General features: G+C 39.5%; 17 protein-coding genes and 1 pseudogene. All 18 read right to left on the bottom strand.

What is annotated here, in order from left to right; genetic code table 11:
- Nucleotides 1-61: 61 nt before the first annotated feature.
- Nucleotides 62-778: a YebC/PmpR family DNA-binding transcriptional regulator gene (locus HT699_RS05295; protein ID WP_000532877.1), complete on the bottom strand. Its 717-nt coding sequence runs from the start codon at nt 776-778 to the stop codon at nt 62-64.
- 576 nt (nt 779-1354) lie between these two features.
- Nucleotides 1355-2770 carry a cholesterol-dependent cytolysin pneumolysin gene (gene ply / locus HT699_RS05290; RefSeq protein ID WP_172934157.1) on the bottom strand — a complete coding sequence of 472 codons (1416 nt, stop codon included), beginning with the start codon at nt 2768-2770 and terminating at the stop codon, nt 1355-1357.
- A gap of 10 nt (nt 2771-2780) precedes the next feature.
- Nucleotides 2781-3191: a hypothetical protein gene (locus HT699_RS05285; RefSeq protein ID WP_016398612.1), complete on the bottom strand. Its 411-nt coding sequence runs from the start codon at nt 3189-3191 to the stop codon at nt 2781-2783.
- Nucleotides 3184-3792 (bottom strand): hypothetical protein, encoded by a 609-nt coding sequence (locus HT699_RS05280; RefSeq protein ID WP_172934156.1) that lies wholly within the window; start codon nt 3790-3792, stop codon nt 3184-3186. Before HT699_RS05280 ends, HT699_RS05285 begins: the two co-directional genes overlap by 8 nt.
- Before the next feature lie 12 nt (nt 3793-3804).
- On the bottom strand, nt 3805-4263 hold the full coding sequence (locus tag HT699_RS05275; protein WP_172934155.1) for a DUF4231 domain-containing protein: 459 nt from the start codon (nt 4261-4263) through the stop codon (nt 3805-3807).
- 314 nt (nt 4264-4577) lie between these two features.
- On the bottom strand, nt 4578-7907 hold the full coding sequence (locus tag HT699_RS11725) for a DUF1542 domain-containing protein (protein ID WP_240149882.1): 3330 nt from the start codon (nt 7905-7907) through the stop codon (nt 4578-4580).
- Between the two features lie 783 nt (nt 7908-8690).
- Complete coding sequence (locus HT699_RS05245; protein ID WP_345789794.1) at nt 8691-9245, bottom strand: PBECR4 domain-containing protein; 555 nt, start codon at nt 9243-9245, stop codon at nt 8691-8693.
- Between the two features lie 711 nt (nt 9246-9956).
- Nucleotides 9957-10379: pseudogene (locus HT699_RS05240) on the bottom strand (hypothetical protein); the annotation flags it as partial.
- On the bottom strand, nt 10372-11118 hold the full coding sequence (locus HT699_RS05235) for an ImmA/IrrE family metallo-endopeptidase (protein WP_309598780.1): 747 nt from the start codon (nt 11116-11118) through the stop codon (nt 10372-10374). The pseudogene HT699_RS05240 and the gene HT699_RS05235, both read right to left, overlap by 8 nt.
- A gap of 12 nt (nt 11119-11130) precedes the next feature.
- Nucleotides 11131-11475, bottom strand: a complete 345-nt coding sequence (locus HT699_RS12020; protein WP_050086717.1) for a helix-turn-helix transcriptional regulator — start codon at nt 11473-11475, stop codon at nt 11131-11133.
- A 370-nt stretch (nt 11476-11845) separates the two neighbouring features.
- Nucleotides 11846-12796: an N-acetylmuramoyl-L-alanine amidase family protein gene (locus HT699_RS05225; RefSeq protein ID WP_172934153.1), complete on the bottom strand. Its 951-nt coding sequence runs from the start codon at nt 12794-12796 to the stop codon at nt 11846-11848.
- Between the two features lie 375 nt (nt 12797-13171).
- Nucleotides 13172-14542, bottom strand: a complete 1371-nt coding sequence (locus tag HT699_RS05220) for an MATE family efflux transporter (RefSeq protein ID WP_172934152.1) — start codon at nt 14540-14542, stop codon at nt 13172-13174.
- A 114-nt stretch (nt 14543-14656) separates the two neighbouring features.
- The gene (recA, locus tag HT699_RS05215) at nt 14657-15823 is read right to left on the bottom strand and encodes a recombinase RecA (protein ID WP_001085465.1); all 1167 of its coding nucleotides are present in this window, start codon (nt 15821-15823) and stop codon (nt 14657-14659) included.
- A 54-nt stretch (nt 15824-15877) separates the two neighbouring features.
- The gene (locus HT699_RS05210) at nt 15878-17134 is read right to left on the bottom strand and encodes a competence/damage-inducible protein A (RefSeq protein WP_000642684.1); all 1257 of its coding nucleotides are present in this window, start codon (nt 17132-17134) and stop codon (nt 15878-15880) included.
- Nucleotides 17135-17217: 83 nt separating this feature from the next.
- Nucleotides 17218-18234, bottom strand: coding sequence for an LCP family protein (locus tag HT699_RS05205; RefSeq protein ID WP_000239274.1), 1017 nt, complete (start codon nt 18232-18234; stop codon nt 17218-17220).
- A 7-nt stretch (nt 18235-18241) separates the two neighbouring features.
- Entirely contained in the window at nt 18242-18760 is a 519-nt protein-coding gene (locus HT699_RS05200) for a GNAT family N-acetyltransferase (RefSeq protein ID WP_172934151.1), read from the bottom strand.
- The gene (gene tsaE / locus HT699_RS05195) at nt 18750-19193 is read right to left on the bottom strand and encodes a tRNA (adenosine(37)-N6)-threonylcarbamoyltransferase complex ATPase subunit type 1 TsaE (RefSeq protein WP_050243134.1); all 444 of its coding nucleotides are present in this window, start codon (nt 19191-19193) and stop codon (nt 18750-18752) included. The genes HT699_RS05200 and tsaE overlap by 11 nt, the downstream gene beginning before the upstream one ends.
- Nucleotides 19194-19391: 198 nt before the next feature.
- Nucleotides 19392-20012 carry a hypothetical protein gene (locus HT699_RS05190; protein WP_100104637.1) on the bottom strand — a complete coding sequence of 207 codons (621 nt, stop codon included), beginning with the start codon at nt 20010-20012 and terminating at the stop codon, nt 19392-19394.
- Between the last annotated feature and the right edge of the window lie 118 nt (nt 20013-20130).

Raw genomic sequence — 20130 nt, 5'->3', positions numbered from 1 at the left:
TTTTTTGATTTAAAAAATCCCAAGTGATTTTTTCACTTAGGATCATGTTTGCTAGGTTAATTTAGAACCCGTCTACGTTTGTGTAGATTTTTTGTACGTCTTCGTCGTCTTCAAGAACGCTGTAAAGTTTTTCAAAGGTTTCAAGGTCATCGCCTGACAATTCCACTTCTGACTGAGGAATCATTTCCAATTCAGTCACTTGGAATTCTTCGATACCTGACTCACGAAGGGCAACGATAGCCTTGTGAAGGTCAGTTGGAGCTGTGTAAACTGTGATTGTACCTTCTTCTGCTTCTACATCATCCACATCCACATCTGCTTCAAGCAATTGCTCAAAGACTGCATCGGCATCTTCACCTGCAAATACGATAACTCCCTTGTTGTCAAAGAGGTATGAAACCGAACCTGAAGCGCCCATGTTTCCTCCGTTTTTACCAAAAGCTGCACGGACATTAGCCGCTGTACGGTTGACATTTGAAGTCAAAGTATCCACGATCAACATAGAACCATTTGGTCCAAAACCTTCGTAACGTCCTTCTGTAAAGGTTTCGTCTGTGTTTCCTTTTGCTTTATCAATCGCTTTATCAATAACGTGTTTTGGCACTTGGGCTTGTTTAGCACGGTCGATAACGAATTTCAAAGCTGAGTTTGATTCTGGATCTGGATCACCTTTTTTAGCTGCTACATAGATTTCTACACCAAATTTTGCATATACTTTAGAGTTAGCTCCATCTTTAGCCGTTTTCTTGGCTACGATATTGGCCCATTTACGTCCCATTAGGAATCTCCTTTTTTCACATTTTAATCTTTCTTATTATAACACAAGTTTTTTCGATTTTCACTAGAGGAAATAGATTTTATTCAGTAAATCAAGCTAGGATGACACTTTTGTTGCCAAGATGGTCTTGCCTTTCTATCCTTATCAACATTCAAAAAACAAACTAGACCATTATCTGAAAATAGAAAGTTTCTACCAAGTTTGACAAAGTCCGCTCAAACTACTGTTTAGAGTTTGTAGATATAATCGACAAAAACAATCATACTGCACCTTTTATTGACAGTCTACTCCAGACATATCATAGTTCAAGTAAATACTTTGAAATTCAACAGTTCTTATAGGCGCTATTGTATTCTAAGAAATCAATAGAAGAGCTTCTAAAACAAGCAAAAGGTAGCTAATTCCCTGTATAGCAAGGAGTTTCACTACCCTTTTTACTTTTTCTTACAGCCACTATTTGATAGACTCATTTTAACATCACGAGCATACTCCAATGGAAATCGCTAGGCAAGAGATAAACTTTCAGATATTCGCAGAGAGAGCATTGCCTCTTTTTGTCGCAAACGTTCTTCTCTCCTAGTCATTCTCTACCTTATCTTCTACCTGAGGATAAAGAGTCGTTCCCCAAATAGAAATCGTCCGCTTACGTACTAGGGGCAAATCGGTTTTTTCATAAACCGTACGCCACCATTCCCAGGCAAGTCCGGTACACTCCCTAATTTTGATAGAGAGATTGCGAACATTCCCTTTTAAAGGAATACTAGTGGTAAAATGAGCCGTCAAATCCTGCCCATTTCTGTTCCAAGCCTTAGGAGTCAAAACTTCTTTACCTTGATAATCATAGGATAATTCATCCCAAGTAATATAATATTGGGCAACATAGGCACCACTATGATCCAAGAGTAAATCTCCGTTTCTGTAAGCTGTCACCTTAGTCTCAACATAGTCTGTACTGTTTTGAAAGGTCGCAACTACATTGTCCCGTAAAAATGAAGTTGTATAGGAAATCGGTAACCCTGGATGATCTGCTGTAAAGCGACTGCCTTCTTGAATCAAGTCCTCTACCATATCCACCTTGCCTGTTACAACTCGGGCACCCGAACTCGGGTCGCCCCCTAAAATAACTGCCTTCACTTCTGTATTGTCTAAAATCTGTTTCCACTCTGTCTGAGGAGCCACCTTGACTCCTTTTATCAAAGCTTCAAAAGCAGCCTCTACTTCATCACTCTTACTCGTGGTTTCCAACTTGAGATAGACCTGACGCCCATAAGCTACACTCGAAATATAGACCAAAGGACGCTCTGCAGAAATTCCTCTCTGCCTCAAATCCTCTACCGTTACAGTATCTTGAAACACATCTCCTGGATTTTTAACAGCATCTACGCTGACTGTATAATAAATCTGCTTAAAATTGACAATCTGAATCTGCTTTTCGCCCGAATGGACAGAGTTAAAATCAATATCAAGAGAATTCCCTGTCTTTTCAAAGTCAGAACCAAACTTGACCTTGAGTTGTTCCATGCTGTGAGCCGTGATTTTTTCATACTGCATTCTAGCTGGGACATTATTGACCTGACCATAGTCTTGATGCCACTTGGCCAACAAATCGTTTACCGCTCCGCGAACACTTGAATTGCTGGGGTCTTCTACTTGGAGAAAGCTATCACTACTTGCCAAACCAGGCAAATCAATACTATAAGTCATCGGAGCACGATCGACCGCAAGAAGAGTGGGATTATTCTCTAACAAGGTCTCATCCACTACGAGAAGTGCTCCAGGATAGAGGCGACTATCGTTGGTAGCCGTCACGGAAATATCACTTGTGTTTGTCGACAGGCTCCGCTTCTTTCTTTCGATAACAACAAACTCATCGGGTAGCTGATTCCCCTCTTTGATGAAACGATTTTCAATACTCTCTCCCTGATGGGTCAAGAGTTTCTTTTTATCGTAATCCATAGCTAGTATAAAGTCATTTACTGCTTTATTTGTCATCTTCTACCTCCTAATAAGTTCCTGGATTGAGTTGCATAAACTCAGACTTGTTCAGCAAAATCAGCCGTGGTTGGACTAAGTGATCCAAAATTTCCTCGTATAATTCTTCTGAGACATTGCGTCGCCGTCTGGCTAGATAAGAAGTCGGAATGACCGTATTATCCAACATAAATACCTTATCTAAGTCAATCAAGGTTGGTCTTGTAAAAGGATTACGAGCTAAATCCGGCTCTTCTATCATAAAGTTCTTGACCAAACGTCTGGTCAAGAGAGCTGGTTTGAAGGTCTGATTTTTAACTAACTCTTTGTTTTTAGTCATACTGTTGTCAATACAAATATACATATGATTCTTCACAGCCAAATCGCTACTAATAGTCGGAAAAGGCAAATAAAGAGCCACAACATCTCCTCTCTTAATCAAGTAAGAGCACCCCCTTTTCTCCTAATGTAACATAGACAGGATTGACCAAGTCTTCTGATTGACTCAGAATTTCCAAAGTTTGAGTTTGGCGCCCTGTCAATTTAGTAGCATCTTGTCTCTTCAATACAAAATGCTTGTCGCCAATTACCTTGACACTATAATCCTTCTCCAAAGCTGACTGGTAAATCCACATCAGATATTGTCTGTCCTGAGAACTCAAGAAAGAAGGAGTTTCAAGCCTCCCGACAGCCTGATAAAAATCAAAAACAGGAGCCAACTCCTGCCAATCTGACTGGCTAGTTGTCAAGGCTAGAAAAAGGGCTTTGCGAGCTGATACTTCTTGGTTAGCCTTGAGAGTCCCCCTGCCCTCCAAGTTTCTTAGAAATTGGGAAACTCCAGAAAGCAAATCTTTCTCTAACTGCGAGAAATAAAAACCTTGCCTTCCCAGACATAAGTCGCTCAAGTCGCTTTCTCTAGCAAATAAGAGTTCAAACAGTTGATAATAAAAGAAAAATATCTGGCACTGGGTCGCGCTCATCTCTTCTTTATTGGATTCTTTTTTTAACCAGAGCAAGGGCAATAGGTAACTGGATTGAAACATTTCCTCCACCTCCTACTCTTTTTTAACTGGAGCATCTGCACTAGTTGCTACTTCTTTTGACTGGATACTTTCCCACTGGTTGATTTCCTCTGAGATAAGACCTTCGCATGTCTTGACAAATAGGGCAAAAGCCTTGGTTTTTCCTGCATATTTCTCCGTTTGGCATTGATAGAGGAATTTTTCTCTCTCCAGGAGTTGCGCAGTCTTTTGGTAAGAAATCCAGTGTTCCTTGGCATTATACAAATTGAGAATCCCCTCACACAGCAAGCCTAGACTGGATAAGGCAACCGAAATCAAACGGTAGCGATCACCTGGCATAGGAATAGCACAAAAAACAGCTATGAGAAAACCTGCCACGATTTCTGTTATTTTTAATACCTTATAGCGTCTACGATGTTGAACGCTTTTCTTTAAAAAATGAGCTATCTGTACATCCAATCGATCTGTCAAGTACATTTCTTCTGGCGTCATGTTCGTAACCCCTTTCATTTACTTTAATAGTCATAGTATAACATATTTGAATATCAAAGTATAGTAAAAACTGGAAAGCTATAACTTATTATAAAATCCAAATATGAAATATTTGTGAAATAAGGGAAAAATATCACAAATAAGATAGAACAAAAAGTTTCAAAATGATAAAAACGCATAATACCTTGCCTTAAAAAGCTTGATATTATGCGTTCTATCAGAGAAAGATTTTCTGAATGTTCACCTCAAATTGAGTTTTTCCAACATTCTATCAATCACTATTCTAGCTAGTTTCCGACTAGTCTAAGCTTGACTTATCTTAGTTGAGCAAGAATAGCTTTGAGTTTCTCAATCAACTCCTCTTCTGTGTGGTCAGACTCTTTCTCATTGGCTAGGAAGGCAACTGCTTGAGCGAGAGCTTCTCGTGCTTGGTCGAGAACTTTCGCATCTACACTTGTAAGGTCGCTTTCTTGCAGAACCTTAGTCAATTCCTTGGTCAATTTCTTGAGTTCTGACTCTTTCTTACGACGAGCGATGAGGAAGAGAAGGAGACCAAGAAGGGCGAGCAGGCTAGCAATCATGGTACCGTATGGGAGATGACCTTGCTCTTTGCTTGTTTCTTTCGTTTCTTCATCCTTAGTCGCTTGCTTGCCTTTCAAGGATTCGAGTGCTTCTTTGACCTTAGCAGTAATCTCTCTCAAGCCTGCCTCTGTCAAATCAGCATTTCTAAGGGCTGCTTGACCCTCTCCGAGAATGACCTTCGCAGCGTCGATGACAGATTGATCAATACCATCCAAGTCTTTCAAACGAGTTTCCAAGTTTTGAATCAAATCTCTTAAGACGGATTTATCAACCTGTTTCTCTTGACTCGATTGAGCGCCGCCAGCAAAGGCTACACTTCTACGGCTACGGGCTGGAGCCATCACAGAACTTCCAGATAGCCCTCGTGAAGACTCTGGTGCTGTCGCATTTCCTGCTCCCCTCTGTTGAGCAGATGGAGCAGTAGCTTGATTTGTCGAATTTCCCGAATGAGCAGGAGCGTTTGGAGTAGTAGGCCGATCTTGGTTATTTGCATCACCTTGACTGCCATCACCAGATGGAGCTGGTCTATCTCCTTGGCTAGCCGTATCCCCTCTACTATCTGAACCTGCTTGATTGCCACCATTACCTGGTATGTATGAGTTTCCTTGGTTAATACGAGCAATGATATCGTCAAGAATTTTATCAAGGGCGCTTAAGCCATCGTTCTTAGCACTCTCTACAGAAGTTTGGTCTTTCGCTTTATCGACTTCGCCCTCAGCTTTTCTTAAGGTTTCTTCAACTTTCCGATTGGTTTCGTTCAGCTCTTCTGTAGTCAAGTGTTTGATGTTTGCCAACTCCGCTTTCTTCTCTTGCGCTTTTCTGCGTAGTTCTTCCTTAGCGTTGGCGTTGGTTGCCGCAGTGGCACTAACACCCTTGATGTTTCCTAAGCCACTAGCCTTCGCTTCATCTACTTTAGCTTTCGTATTTGCTGCGTCAACATTCGATTTCGCTTCTTTTAGGGCTTCGTTGACTTTCTTAACTGCCTCAGCTTTCTCTTCCTCTGTTAAGTGGTCAATACGGTCGAACGATTCCCTCTTAGTTGTTGCTGCTTGCTCTAACTCCTGAATCGCTGCTTGGTGAGTTGCCGCAGTGGCACTGACACCCTTGATGTTTCCTAAGCCACTAGCCTTCGCTTCATCTACTTTAGCTTTCGTATTTGCTGCGTCAACATTCGATTTCGCTGCTTTTAGGGCTTCGTTGACTTTCTTAACTGCCTCAGCTTTCTCTTCCTCTGTTAAGTGGTCAATACGGTCGAACGATTCCCTCTTAGTTGTTGCTGCTTGCTCTAACTCCTGAATCGCACTGTCCCTATCAATCGGATCTGTAGCTTGAATACTTCTATCTGACAGAGGGGAGATATAGTCTTCTTTTGGAGTTTCTGTTCCTTGATTGACAATTGCTAAAATCGCTTTCAGAGGTTCTTTTCCTATATTCTCTTTTCTATAATCAGTCGGAGTAAATACAGCAGTCCCGTCAGTCTTCACTAGCGTTACAGCAACAACTTCATACCCTTCTGCATGAGGATTTAACCAGTTATCACTATTACGACCACCTCTAACTAAAAAAGCTTTTACCTGTGTTCCAGATTGAATATGAGAACTTGGTAAATTTCCTGGCATTCTCACAGTAACTATTGGCTTATCATTTGCTTTTCCTTTTAAATCTTCGCTACTTGTATCAAATGAAACTTTAGGAAGATGGAAAATCATTGTTAATTCTTTTTGTACACTATGACCATTTTCCGCAATTGCTGTGACAACTATTCGCCTAGCTCCAAAAACATTTTGTGGTGGTGTACCAGTTGCTCGCAATACAGCTTTTCTAGTACCTTGTCCTTCTAATCGAAGATTTAAGTTCATTCCTTCTAGACCACTTACAGTGATATTTCTAATATTCGAATTATCTGATTCTGCAACCCAAAACAAGTCTTTACCGTAGAATGGCGTATTATTCTGAAAATTCTTAGCAGTTCTATCATCGGTTAAATCTGTATACTTTCCATTTGGACCCGGTCCCCTTCTTCCATAACCAACTCTTAGATTTGAAGATATTGTATCTCTCTTACCTCGAGAATGTGAGGAGAAGCTCCCACCATTCTTTAATTGGACTGCCTTTTTATACTCCTCAAGTGCAGCATTAAAGACCTCCTGATTGACAAGCCCATTTTCTGATTGCCCTAATGCTTCGTTGAGTTTATCGTAGGCTTCCTTGAGTTTTTGGACTTGTTCTGGATTTTCAGTGCTGATCTTCAGTTCTTGGAGGAGAGTATGGATTTTTTCTGATAAAGGATAGCTCCCCTGACCATTTGTGTAGTCTGTAACTTCCTCCGTCGTTTCTTTGATTTCTTGATTTTCTGCTGGTGCTAGCATTGCAGGAGGGGTTAGTTGTCCTCTGCGACCTCGCCCCCGTCTGGGAGTTGGGCTTACTTCACTTGTAGTCGCGCTCCCTCCTTCCCCAAGCTGAGCTGGGGATGTGAGTCCACCAGCCAAAGCCTTGTTAACCTCCTCAGTCAAGGCTTTCATGACTTGAACCTGGGCATTAACCTCCTCTTGACTGGAGTTTGGATTATCAAGAACAGCTTTAGCTCTTGCTAGACTTTCCTCTACACGAGCATGAAGTTCTTTCATAGAATCCAGAGTCAGATTGGCAAGTAAAGCTTGTAGACTAGTTTGAGCAGATTGGGCAAGCGACTTATCTACAACTATACTGATTGCCTCTGCTTGATTCTCTTTCTTACCTTCTTCGCTATCTTTTACTAGAGACTTGTTTTTATCTGAACTTTCTTGATTGCCTTGGGTAGAAGGCTCTAGCTGGTTGGGATTTTTACCAGAAGTTTTTTCGCTTAAAGCCTCAGCCCCATCCGAGGAAGAACTTATAACATCACTGGTTCTAGCCACTTCGCTCTCTGTAGCTGGAGAAATATCAGGCGTTTGCGCCTGTACTGTCCCATTGGCAAAAAACATCAGCGCCGCAACGGCAACGCTGGCAGCACCAAAGTGGTACTTCCTTATTGAATAACGGAAAATTTTCTCTCCATTACCATCATTCTTTTTCTTGAACATAAGTGAATCCTTTCCTTGCCTGAGAGCTTCCCTGAGCTTAGAAAGCGCGCAAAAAGCCGACAGACGATAATATATAAACTCTATACTAACACTTCTGACATACAAATCAACCCCCTCGCTGATAGTATAGAGTCAGAAAATGCAAGAAAAAAGCGACATTATATATATATATATGCACAGACGTATAAAACCTTTTGATACAGCCTATTTTTTAACAAAGATACAAGAGTTATACTACATTTATATATGCACAACATCATCTGCACCATTTTTACGATATTATTACATTTTAATTACAAACTCATTTCGAAATATATGATGGAAATCTGAGTATTTTATAGTAATTCTCTTCCTATCAATTAGGTCAACATAGGTCAACAATCGAGTGTTACACCCTATCCTCATCAAAGGACTATGATCAGCATTTCCTAGCCGCTAGGACGCTCCAAACCACCTATTCTAAGTCCATCACTAGCTTGGTCAGTAAGATACCTACGCTAAGGCGACGCTGACGTGGTTTGAAGAGATTTTCATTGAGTATAATTTTAACTTCTTACTTTTCATTCCTATTCCTTAAATAAAAAGCTCACTAAAAAAGTGAGCAACATTTCCAATGAGATACTTCTGTTGACGAGCGCGTCTCTCCGCCCCCTCATTGCCTTGCGAAGAGGCTTGGCGAATCGAAAGGAGGTGTTTTTTCCTGTTTTCAATTCTACTTATTTTTGCACATTTTTTTAATTTTATCAAACAAAAAAACGCAAGCCGAAGCCTGCGAAAAGTTTTTTATAACCATTTAATTTCTTTCACATCTGTTTTACGAACTTTAGCATATTTCTTAGCGCTTGTAAAATGTAGAGTAACCGGTTTAAACACTCCACTTTTATCTCTTCGTAAACCTAAAATTGCGGATCTTTTGTTTCTATCTTCAAAAAATATGACGTCCAACTTCATAGTGTTTTTAGATAAATCTTTGGCTAGGATACAACAACTTGTTATCCTAGAATAGAAGATATCACCGATAAAACTATACAAAGATATCCTTTCTATAACATCGTTGTACATGGGATTATTTTTATATTCTTCCAAAATAAAAACACCAGCTTGAATAGCAGGTATTGTTTGACTAGCATAATCTCGTGTGATTTTGTGCAAGCCAAATAAGTGATGTAAATCAGTCAAGCAAAAATCTACTTCGAAAGTCTCTAAATGCTTATAATTCGTTGATACTTGACATGTTTTTCCATCGAATTTCTCTTGATAATCTAAAATACAATCAAGTAATTTCAACGACAAACTCCATATTTTCTCAAAATAAAAAAAGCACGGGGCAGTTCTCACTACTGCCCAAAGTGGATGATTAGAGTCGGCTTCTCTAACTCCCTATGTTGTGCTTATTAGGCTTATCGCAAGGGAACAGTTTTTAGCTCTGCCAAGCCACATAGCGTGCTTACTACTATGTGTCCATGTCTCCATGGATTGCCGAGCGGTTTAACGACGTTTTGGGAGTCGGGATAACGAGAAAAGTGATACTTTTACGTTTTTTCCAACTTAATTATGACATCTTTCTTTAAAAAAGTCAATATTTATCGCTTTCTTTAACGAAAAAAATCCCACAAGAACGAATCCTGTGGGGAAATACACATTTTAGAAAAGCTTTCCTTTATTCTATCATTTTTATTACATTTTATCATTCAGTATGATAAAATACAAGTTTTTTGATAAAATAACCAAAAACTACTCGCTATCCCTTCTCACATTACCCTACATATCGTTTGACATGCGACTGATAGTTCAGGGAAACTTCAAGGACAACTTTTCTCTCATCCCTATGTAGGTCATTTCTACTCCTATAGGCTCAATTGACACTTTTCTTCTTCGAAGTGCTCATATGCCTACTGAATAGTGAATTCGATTTATCCAAATTTATTTTTGTCTATTTTGATGAACACTTCCACGAAGATAGTCTGAAAAAGAATCCGCCCCAATTTTCCTTCTCTTTTTAAGCATATTATTCCAGATATGATTGCCCTCTTGTTCAGTAATAAATTGCGCTTTAAACGCTTCAACCAGTATATCTCCTGTCGTCATATGTTCTAAAGAAAATTCTTCTACATATGGTTTAACATCTCTTAGGTTATTACTTCCTAATATCCCATTATGCTTTTTCGCTAAGAAAATAGAAGCTGCTTCTCCCTTACCAATAACCTTGTTACTATCATGATTTCTTGTTAAATTTCTATATAATGCGTATTCTTCAGTTCCAATGTCTATGCTCACAATCTCAGCCGAACCCTTAGCTACCAACTGGTCTATACTAGATTTTAAATGGGGGATTGTAGGTATATTGATTTCATCATACACCTCTTGTGGAATAACAATTTTACCCGAATAGAGCTTTTCTAAAAGATGTTCAGTGCCAACCCATAAAAATGCTGAAATACAATCTGTATCAATAAATACACGACTAGTCAAACGACAACTCCCCCTCTTCATCTAGCCCATATACAATATCATATCTGAAAGCATCTAGTAGCAGTTCCTCATACTTCCCTTGAGAAATTCTGTTATTTTCTAAAAGTTGTTCAGTCGATTTAATATAGTGTCCTAATACCATTTCCTTTTTACTTTCTGACAAAGGACGATATAAACTTGTATCATAGCCTAATCTTGAAGCTGTCTCTATAACACTAATATCCATATTTTTAATTTCTTCTGCATCAAGGTATCCATCATTCCTCAATCTATATAACATAGCTTTATGACTGATACCATAAAACTGACCCAATTTTATAATATCTTCTACTTCAAGATGAGTTCTATTGGCATTTTCTCTTATTTCCTCAACCATCCTATACAGTGAAGATGGGGAAATTAAAAAATAAGAAGCAAACTGATCCGCTTTTCTTTCAGTTTCATCTCCTTCACCAATCAAAATAAAACTGACTGAACTCTTCTTCACCTCATCATAATAAAGATGATACAGTTCATGTGCTAAAGAAAATCTTTGCCTTCCTAATGACATGTCTGAATTGATTACAATGAGACTGGACTGAGTTCCTTTATAACAGACTCCGCTAATATTCTTTCCGAGTCCATAAAATACCAGCGTCAAATTTTCTATCTTTTGTACCAATTTAAAAATATCTATCGGCGCTTCACCATCAGCTCCCAACTTTTTTCTAAGATTTGAAGCTTTATTACTTAAATCCATTTTATCAATCATTTATTTTGTCTCCAATAGCTGATCTATCTCAAATTGATTCAATACAATTTTATTGATTTTCGCTAAAACTTTAAGATCTTGGTCTACTATTTTATTTTTTCTAAACGATATGACACACTGTTGTTCAGCTTGTTCGCCAAACAAAAGATAGTCAACCGTACAGCAAAACAGGGCAGATAGTTTCTCAATAACATCCGACGTGATATTCCTTTCACCTTTTTCCATTTTGGCAATCATGCTTTGATTCAAAGACAAATATTCAGCAATCTTATCTTGAGTAAGATTTGAAGATATTCTAAGTTCTTTTATTCTTTTTCCAACATCACATACATTTATCATATTCATACACCTCTCATAAAAAGAATAGCACACCCTTGTCATAAAGTCAATTTTTTAAATAAAAAAATTATGACAAAACAAGGAAGCAATTTATTGATACTGCTTAAAAATCCAAAATTGATGATATTAAACCTATTTGATGAGTTCCTATCAAAAATCGTATCTTCAACCTCAAAACAGTACTTAAAGCTATCCGACTCGGTTTACATTGTCAAATTTAGATTTTATTTGAGCATAACTTTCTAGTTTGCTTTTTGATTTTTATTTAATATAGTAGCAAAAATTGAAGGAAATATCTCCACAAGAAAACGCATACTATTAAGCTTTTTCAAGACCTAATAATATGCGCTGTTCTGATTTGAAAGACATTCCATTATTATTTTACTGTTATCAAGCCTTCAGGCTCGACTGTAAATTCTGGTTTTTCTGCTATCGTGCCATCTTCTTTAAGGTAATACCAGCCATCATTTGATTTGACAAAGACATTGGAAACCATGTCCCCATTTTGACTATCAAGATAGTACCAAGTCTCCTTGTATTTGATCCAACCTGTCTTCATGGCGCCCTCTGTGTCAAAATAATACCACTTCTCAGCGATTTTCTTCCAGCCTGTCGCCATTTCGCCTGACTGGTCAAACCAGTACCAGTTGCCGTCTATGTGCTTCTTCCAGCGGTCTGCAAGCATATAGCCTGAACCGTCAAAGTAATACCAGGTACCATTGACTTTCTCAAACTTATCTTTTGGATAAGAACCGTCTGAGTGTACATACCAGGTGCCAGTATCGTTCTGTTGCCATCCTGCTTCAATCGTCAGGCCGTTTTCAATATCCTGCTTAAACTGCTCACGGCTAATACCCCATTTGGCAAGATAAGGATAGGGGTCAATGTGATCTGAGTTGTTGTCAGGTTGATTATTGGTGCAATATTCGTGTGTCTTGATACCTGCCAAGTCGTCTGTATCAAGTGTTTTCGGTATACCAGCTTCATCCGCTAGATTGCGCAAGAGTTCGATATAGAGACGATAGTCAATCAGAAACTCTTCTTTTGATTCATGGCTTTCAATCAGTTCAACTTGTGCATAACCTTCTGCATTCCAACCGCCCCCAACGTCCCAGGCACCATTATCAACAGGTCCTACCTGCATAACACGACCATTACCGACTACGTGAGAAAAGAAGCCCAATTCAGGATCTTTTCTGTAATGGTAGTCAGCCTCATTTTGAACCGTTGAGTTGGGGTTGCCTGTGGAATGGGCATGGACTTGCCTATATGGTTGCACGCCGACTTGAGGCAAATCTGTTCTTAATTTACTCACATCAATTTCCATATTCTACTCCTTATCAATTAAAACAACTCATTTTTTACAATCCAGAGCTAGAAACTCCTTTATTTATACCTCATAAAGAATACAATCCTAGTCACGATTAGGCTTGTAGATAGAACTTCAAAATGCACTATTTTGACACTGTAAATAGGGCTGATAAGGTCGACATTCTATCTACAACAACACCCCAAACTAAAAAGCTTTTCAAAAGTATATTTTTACAGTCTCTATATGTCCTTTTCATAAATACTATACTTTATTATATCATATAAAAGAAGTCAAAAGTCTGTTAAACTATTTTCAAGACCAAACTAAAAGAGGAGAACACAAGTTTTTTCGATTTTCACTAGAGGAAATGGATTTTATTAGCAAATCAAGTTAGGATGCTACTTTAGTTGCCAAGATGGCCTTGCCTTCTTTTATCAAGGGGTGACGAAACAGTGAGAAGTACAGTTGAATGGTCATGGCAACCCAGATAAGGGGTTCACAAAGGATAACACCCTTATAGCCTGCCCAAGGGATAATCATGACCACAAAAGCGATTTTCCCGATTAGTTCGATAAAGCTAGAAATCAGCGGAAGAACCTTTTGCCCCAAGCCCTGCAAACAATTGCGATAAATCAGTAAGAGACTCAAAATAGGATAAAAGACTGAGCTGATTTGCAGATAGAGACTTCCATTTTCTACCAAGTAACTATCTGTCGAACTAGACAAGAAGGAAACCAAGGCTGGACTGGCAAAAAAGAGGAAAACACAAACAAAAACTGCCCAGGATATACTTAAACGACTGCCGATTCGAAGGCCTTGAACAATACGGTCTGGGCGCTTAGCACCTAAATTCTGAGAAGCAAAGGTCGTCATCGAGGCAGAAATAGCGGTCATAGGAAGGAGGGCGAAGGCCATAATGCGTCGAGCCGCCGTTTGTGCACTTATAATCACTGCGCCAAAGGTATTGACAGAAGACTGTAAAATCACACTGCCGATGGACACAATTGAACTCATCAAGCCCATAGCCAAACCTTGCTCCAAGAGATCTGCGTACAAGGACTTATCCCATTTGAAATGCTTGCGCTGAGGCAAAAGTTCTGGCACACTCTTACAGATATAATAAAAGCAAAGAACCGCTGATAAACCTTGCGAAATAATGGTAGCAAGTCCCGCGGATTGAACTCCCAGATGCAGTTGCGTAATAAAATAGAGATCCAGAACCACATTAACCAGAGCAGAAAAAATCAAAAATCCAAGGGCAGCTAGACTGTCCCCAATGGACTGCAACAAACCTGCAAAAAGATTATAGGCAAAGCTGACACCGACACAAGTCACAATCATAGAAATATATTGATAGGACTGGGGAAGGATTTCAGCAGGGGTATCTAGGTACTGTAAAAGAGGATACAAACCAAGAAAGCCCAGCAGCATCACTACAACACTCAAAAGAGCCCCTAAAATCCAGGTGGATGCTACTGCTTCCTTGATTTTAGTGAAATTCCGAGCTCCATAATAACGGGCAATGACAATCCCCATGCCATTTCCAACACCAAGAGTAAAACCTACAATCAGGTCAAAAATCGCTGTCGTCGCCCCTACCGCTGCCAAGGAGTCTTGTCCAAGAAAACGTCCAACAATCAAGACATCAGCAGTGTTATAGAGTTGCTGAAAGATATTAGACAGCAAGATTGGGAAGGCAAAACTCAAGAGAGAAGGAAGAATCGGACCATGTATCAGGTCCACTGTTCGTTTTTTATTCATAAGGCTATTACATCAGCTTTCTAGTGGAGCCACAAGAAACAGCAAACTATAGTCAATCTGAAATCTTGAATCAAAAATCGAAAAAGTAGCGGATTTCTCCACTACTTTAACAGCTTATTCTTCAATTTCGATTTCAAGTTCATCGCCTAGGTCAAGTGTCACTTCTTCATTCACAGAATCTGCTTGAACTGCTTCATCTTTTTTGTTTTCAGTATCTTGTTCTGAAGCTTCTTCTCCATCAATCAAGCCAAATTTAGAACGGACTTGCTTATCAATTTCATCAAAGATTTCTGGGTGCTCTGCCAAATATTTCTTAGAATTCTCAGAACCCTGACCGATTTTTTCATCCTTGTAAGAATACCAAGCTCCTGCTTTTTTGATAATATCCAAGTCGCTTGCAATCTTCAAGAGTTCACCAGTCTTAGAAATTCCTTCTCCGTACATAATTTCAACTACGGTTTCCTTAAACGGTGGAGCTACCTTATTTTTTACAACCTTAATCTTAGTTTCTTTACCGACATTGGTTTCTTTTTGGTCACCAGTTCCCTTAATTTGTGTGTTACCACGAACATCTAAGCGGACTGAAGCATAGAATTTCAAAGCACGTCCGCCAGGTGTTGTTTCTGGATTTCCAAACATGACCCCAACTTTTTCACGCAATTGGTTGATAAAGATAGCAATTGTTTTGGTTTTATTGATAGAAGCACCAAGTTTACGCATGGCCTGACTCATCATACGGGCCTGCAAACCAACGTGGCTATCACCGATATCTCCATCAATCTCCGCACGAGGTACAAGGGCCGCAACTGAGTCGACCACGACAAGATCTACAGCACCTGAGTCAATCAATTTTCCTGCAATTTCAAGACCTTGCTCTCCTGAGTCTGGTTGTGACAAGAGCAATTCGTCAATGTTAACACCAAGGGCCGCAGCATAAGCTGGGTCAAGGGCATGCTCCGCATCGATAAAGGCTGCAATCCCACCTTCTTTTTGCGCTTGTGCAACTGCATGAAGGGCAACCGTCGTCTTACCAGATGACTCTGGTCCATAGATTTCGATGATACGTCCCTTAGGATAACCACCTGAACCAAGGGCAATGTCAAGAGCTAAAGAACCTGAGCTCATCACTTGCACCTTTTGCTCCGCACGTTCACCCAAACGCATGATTGATCCTTTACCAAAGTCTTTCTCAATCAATTTAAGAGCATCATTCAAGGCCTTTTCACGTTCTGCCCCAAATTTTTTTGAAATTTCTTCTAATTTTTTTGGTTTTTTCGCCATTCTATTCTCCTACATTCTAATGATCCTCAGACCTATCTACTATTATATCAAAAGTTAGTCACTTAATAAAGCCTTGCGAACTAGGTTAAAGGCATGCATAACAGCAATGTGACGTACATCTGCTCGACTTCTGCCTCCAATATTGACCTTGATAACCTCAGTTCCTTGCTCTCGAGCCAAGCCTATGAAGACTGTCCCAGCTGGATGCCCTTCTAGGCTATCTGGCCCTGCCACTCCAGTCAAACTAATTCCAAAATCAGATTGAGTCTTGTTTCGTGCCTGCTCAGCCATCTTCTGTGCTGTAAATTCAGATACCACACTCTGTTCTTCCAAATCCTTGACAGGAATATCCAACATTTTTGATTTTTCCTCCAAGCTATAGGTCACAAAACCACCCTTAAATATACTTGAAGCTCCTGAAAAATCCGCTACCCTAGCTTGGAAAAGACCTGCCGTCAAACTCTCTGCAGCCGTGATGGTTTTCCCTTGTTTTTTCAGTTCTTCTACCACAATGCTGGCTAAACTGGACTCTTCCCCATAACCATAACAAAGGTCTCGTAAAGAAAGTCCTTCAAAGGTCTGGCGATCCAAGATTTGATGTTCCAAAATATCCAGCACTTGATTCGCCTCTTCTTGACTGCTAGCCTTTGTTGACAGACGCAAGGTTACCTCTCCTGTCTTGGCATAAGGTGCCAAGGTCGGATCGGTCTGATTATCAATTAAATCAGCCAAAATCGTCACCAACTGGCTCTCGCCAATCCCAAAGAAACGAAGAACCCGGGAATACAGCTTACTCCCCGTCATCAACTTGGGTAGAAGTTGGTTTAAGACCATAGGCTTCAATTCACTTGGCGGACCAGGAAGGACAACGTAGGTCACTCCATCTACTTCTAGTATTCCTCCCACAGCCAGCCCCGTTTCGTTTGGCAGTGGAGTCGCTCCTTCTACAATTTGGGCTTGTCTTTCGTTATTCGGTGTTCGGGCATAATCTGGTCGCTGGGCGAAAAAGACATCTAACTTCTCCTGAGCCTGAGGATCGAAGACTAATTCTTTCCCTAAAAATTTAGCCAGAGTTTGTTTGGTCAAATCGTCCTCAGTCGGCCCTAAACCACCTGTCAAAATCACCAGACTGCTACGTTGACTGGCAATCTCAAGCAAAGACAAGAGACGGGCTTCGTTGTCTCCTACAGCCGTCTGAAAATATACATCTACCCCAATCTCTGCTAGTTTTTCTGATAAAAACTGAGCATTAGTGTTGACAATCTGTCCTGTCAAAATCTCTGTTCCAACAGCAATGATTTCTGCTTTCATGTTTCCTCCTACCTATCTATTCGTATTTTTTTGAAAAAATCGCAGGAAATTTCCCACGATTGATTTTTTATTTGTATCAAAAGTTAATTATCTTCATCACCAACAGGTGCTCTGCCAAATAAATCTTCAAATAAGACCGCATTGGTTTCAAGCTGAGTGACTTCTTCTTGTCCCAAAGAACGTCGGAGTAGATTTTGCATTTCCAACATATGGGCTCTCGAAACAATCTGGTAAGAAACACCTTGAAGCATCTCTCCTTCACCCTGCAACTGCTGAGTTTCAATGGTTTTAAATGAATCTTTATAGCCTAGCAAGTTAGGGATACTTTTTGCAGACAAATCAATATTGGTCTGCATATTGTCACTCAAAGCTTTTAGAATCTCTTGATAATGACCAACACTATTTAAACTGAGAGCTTTTTCCATGACTTTTTGAATAACTTCACGTTGACGTTTTTGACGACCATAATCCCCCTCAGGATCTTGGTAACGCATTCGTGCATAGACTAGGGCTTCTTCTCCCCCAATATGTTGCTCCCCAACACCGATAGAAATGGTATTAAATTCTTCTTGGTCACTGATAGAAATTGGGAAACCTAGGGTATTATTGACTGTAATACCACCTACTGCATCCACTAGTTTTTGTAACCCTTTCATATTGACCATCACATAGCGATCAATATGGATATTCATCATTTTTTGAATGGTTTCTATAGCAAGCTCTGCTCCACCATCTGCATATGCTGAATTCAGTTTCGCTTCATGAGCCTGACCATTCCCTGATTCAATGCGGGTCAGAATATCCCGCTCTAAACTCATCATTGTTGTTTTTTTCGTTTTAGGATTCACTGTCATCAAGATCATGCTATCACTTCTACCGACCCAAGTTTCAGTTCGTTCAGCATTTCCGGTGTCCACTCCCATTAACAGAATGGTTAGAGGTTCAGTCGCTTCAATAACCTTGGTTTCTTCGCCGATTTTTTTATAGGTTTTAGCTAAGGTTTCTGTCCCTTGTTGATAAATAGTATAAGCAAAAATACCTGCTCCTACTACAGTTACAGAAAGTAAAGCTAGCACCATTCCAATAATTTTTTTAACCATATTTCTACTAATCTATCAGTTTACCCATCAAGTAAACATCGATAAATTTCCCTTCTTCTATATATGCTCCACGCTCTTGGCGACCTTCAATTACAAAGCCATGCTTTTGATACAGATGAACTGCTGCTTGATTACGAGTTTGGACAGTCAGCTGGAGACGACGCAGAATGCCACTTGCTTGTGCCCACTCTATCGCTTCTTCTAGCAACAAACTTCCCAATCTATTATTCCAATATCTTTTGCCAATCACAATGAAGAGATCTCCAATATGATGGACTCTCTTGCGCTGGTCAGCTGTAATATTTACAATACCAGCAATTTTATCATTTAAGAATGCAAGTAAGGTTATCTGATTGTCCGAACTAGCTTGCTTGTTGAGGAATACTTCAATCTCCTCACTGGTCAAGAGAATACCATCTCCGTCTAAGCTGGTAAAATCTGTCTCCAAACTTACACGATTTAAAAAGGCCACTAATTCAGCTGCATCTTTAGGCTCTGCTTCCCTAATGAGCAATTCATACTCCATGTTGAAGCTCCTCTAAGAGTTTTTCTGCACGCAAACCCTTTGCCTGAAAATTTAAACGACGTCCATCTGCTTCTTTTAGAATTTCCAATTCTAAATAAGTATCTGGCAAGGCATCTCCTAAGAGATTTCCCCACTCAATAACAGTCACGCCTCCACCAAAGAGAAATTCATCCAAATCAATAGAATCCGCATCTCCTCCAATACGATAAACATCTAAATGGTAAAGCGGAAGACGCCCCTCATACTCTCTTACGATAGTATAGGTGGGACTTTTAATCATTTGAGAAATCTGCAATCCTTTCGCAAGTCCTTTAGTAAAGGTCGTTTTACCTGCGCCCAGTTCTCCAGTTAAGATTAAAACATCATTCTTTGCTAATAGATGACCCAAACGCTCCCCTAAGGATTGTAGCTCTTCTTCATTTTTTGTGTACATACTCTTATTATACCAAAAACTTTTCTTTTGTGTCTATTTTCCTGCTAAACTTATACTCAATGAAAATCAAAGAGCAAACTAGGAAGCTAGCCGCAGGCTGCTCAAAGCACTGTTTTGAGGTTGCAGATAGAGCTGACGTAGTTTGAAGAGATTTTCGAAGAGTATTACCATCATAACATCCATAAAAACAAGCTTTCTCTAAAAGAAAATGAGCGTAGCAATGACCAATACAAGATCTCGGAAAATATGACCATAAAAGGAAACTTCCTTCTTGACCGAATTTGGGACAAGATAGGCTGCAAAAAACAAACCCAGTCCAATATACATCAGAAGTGAGACAATGGTCATTGGATTTCTTAAGAAGAGAAGTGTGGCTAAAATAGTCACCAACACTGTCTTTTTTCTATCTAGCATAGCAAGTAAATCGCGCATGTATTTTTTCAAGGGTAAAAAAATCAGCAAATCTAGTCCAAATAGGAAAAAGAAGGATGGCAATAAAAAGTCAACTAATTCTTGCTGCAGCGTATTTTTGATGAACAAGTTATCTGACAGGACAAGAACAGCCCCTAACAAATTAATTAAAAGTAACATACTGTAAAAAAGCTTCACCGACTTCTTACTGGCTAGGACACTATGGACTTCTTGCTTACGGGTATAAAGATAATTTACTCCAGCACAGATTCCTGAAACGAAGACCATACTTCCGATGAAAAAAGCTGTACTTTGTTTAAAGGACAAGATGCATTCCTTCCATAGGAAACAGCTACTCAAACTGATTTGAATTAAAGCTAACAAAAATAAGATTCTCATTGATTTCATCTTTTCTCTCCCTTCATACCAATCATTATACTAGGAGAAAAAAGAGAACTGTTTCTAATCTTCTCAAATGTCTTTTTAAGACGCTAAACAAACATGAGAGACTAATACTCAATGAAAA

The sequence above is a fragment of the Streptococcus sp. 1055 genome (assembly GCF_013276815.1).
GTDB classification, from domain to species: Bacteria; Bacillota; Bacilli; order Lactobacillales; family Streptococcaceae; genus Streptococcus; species Streptococcus pseudopneumoniae.
Note: the sequence above shows the minus strand (reverse complement) of the source record. Positions and strands in the feature narration are given on the sequence as shown.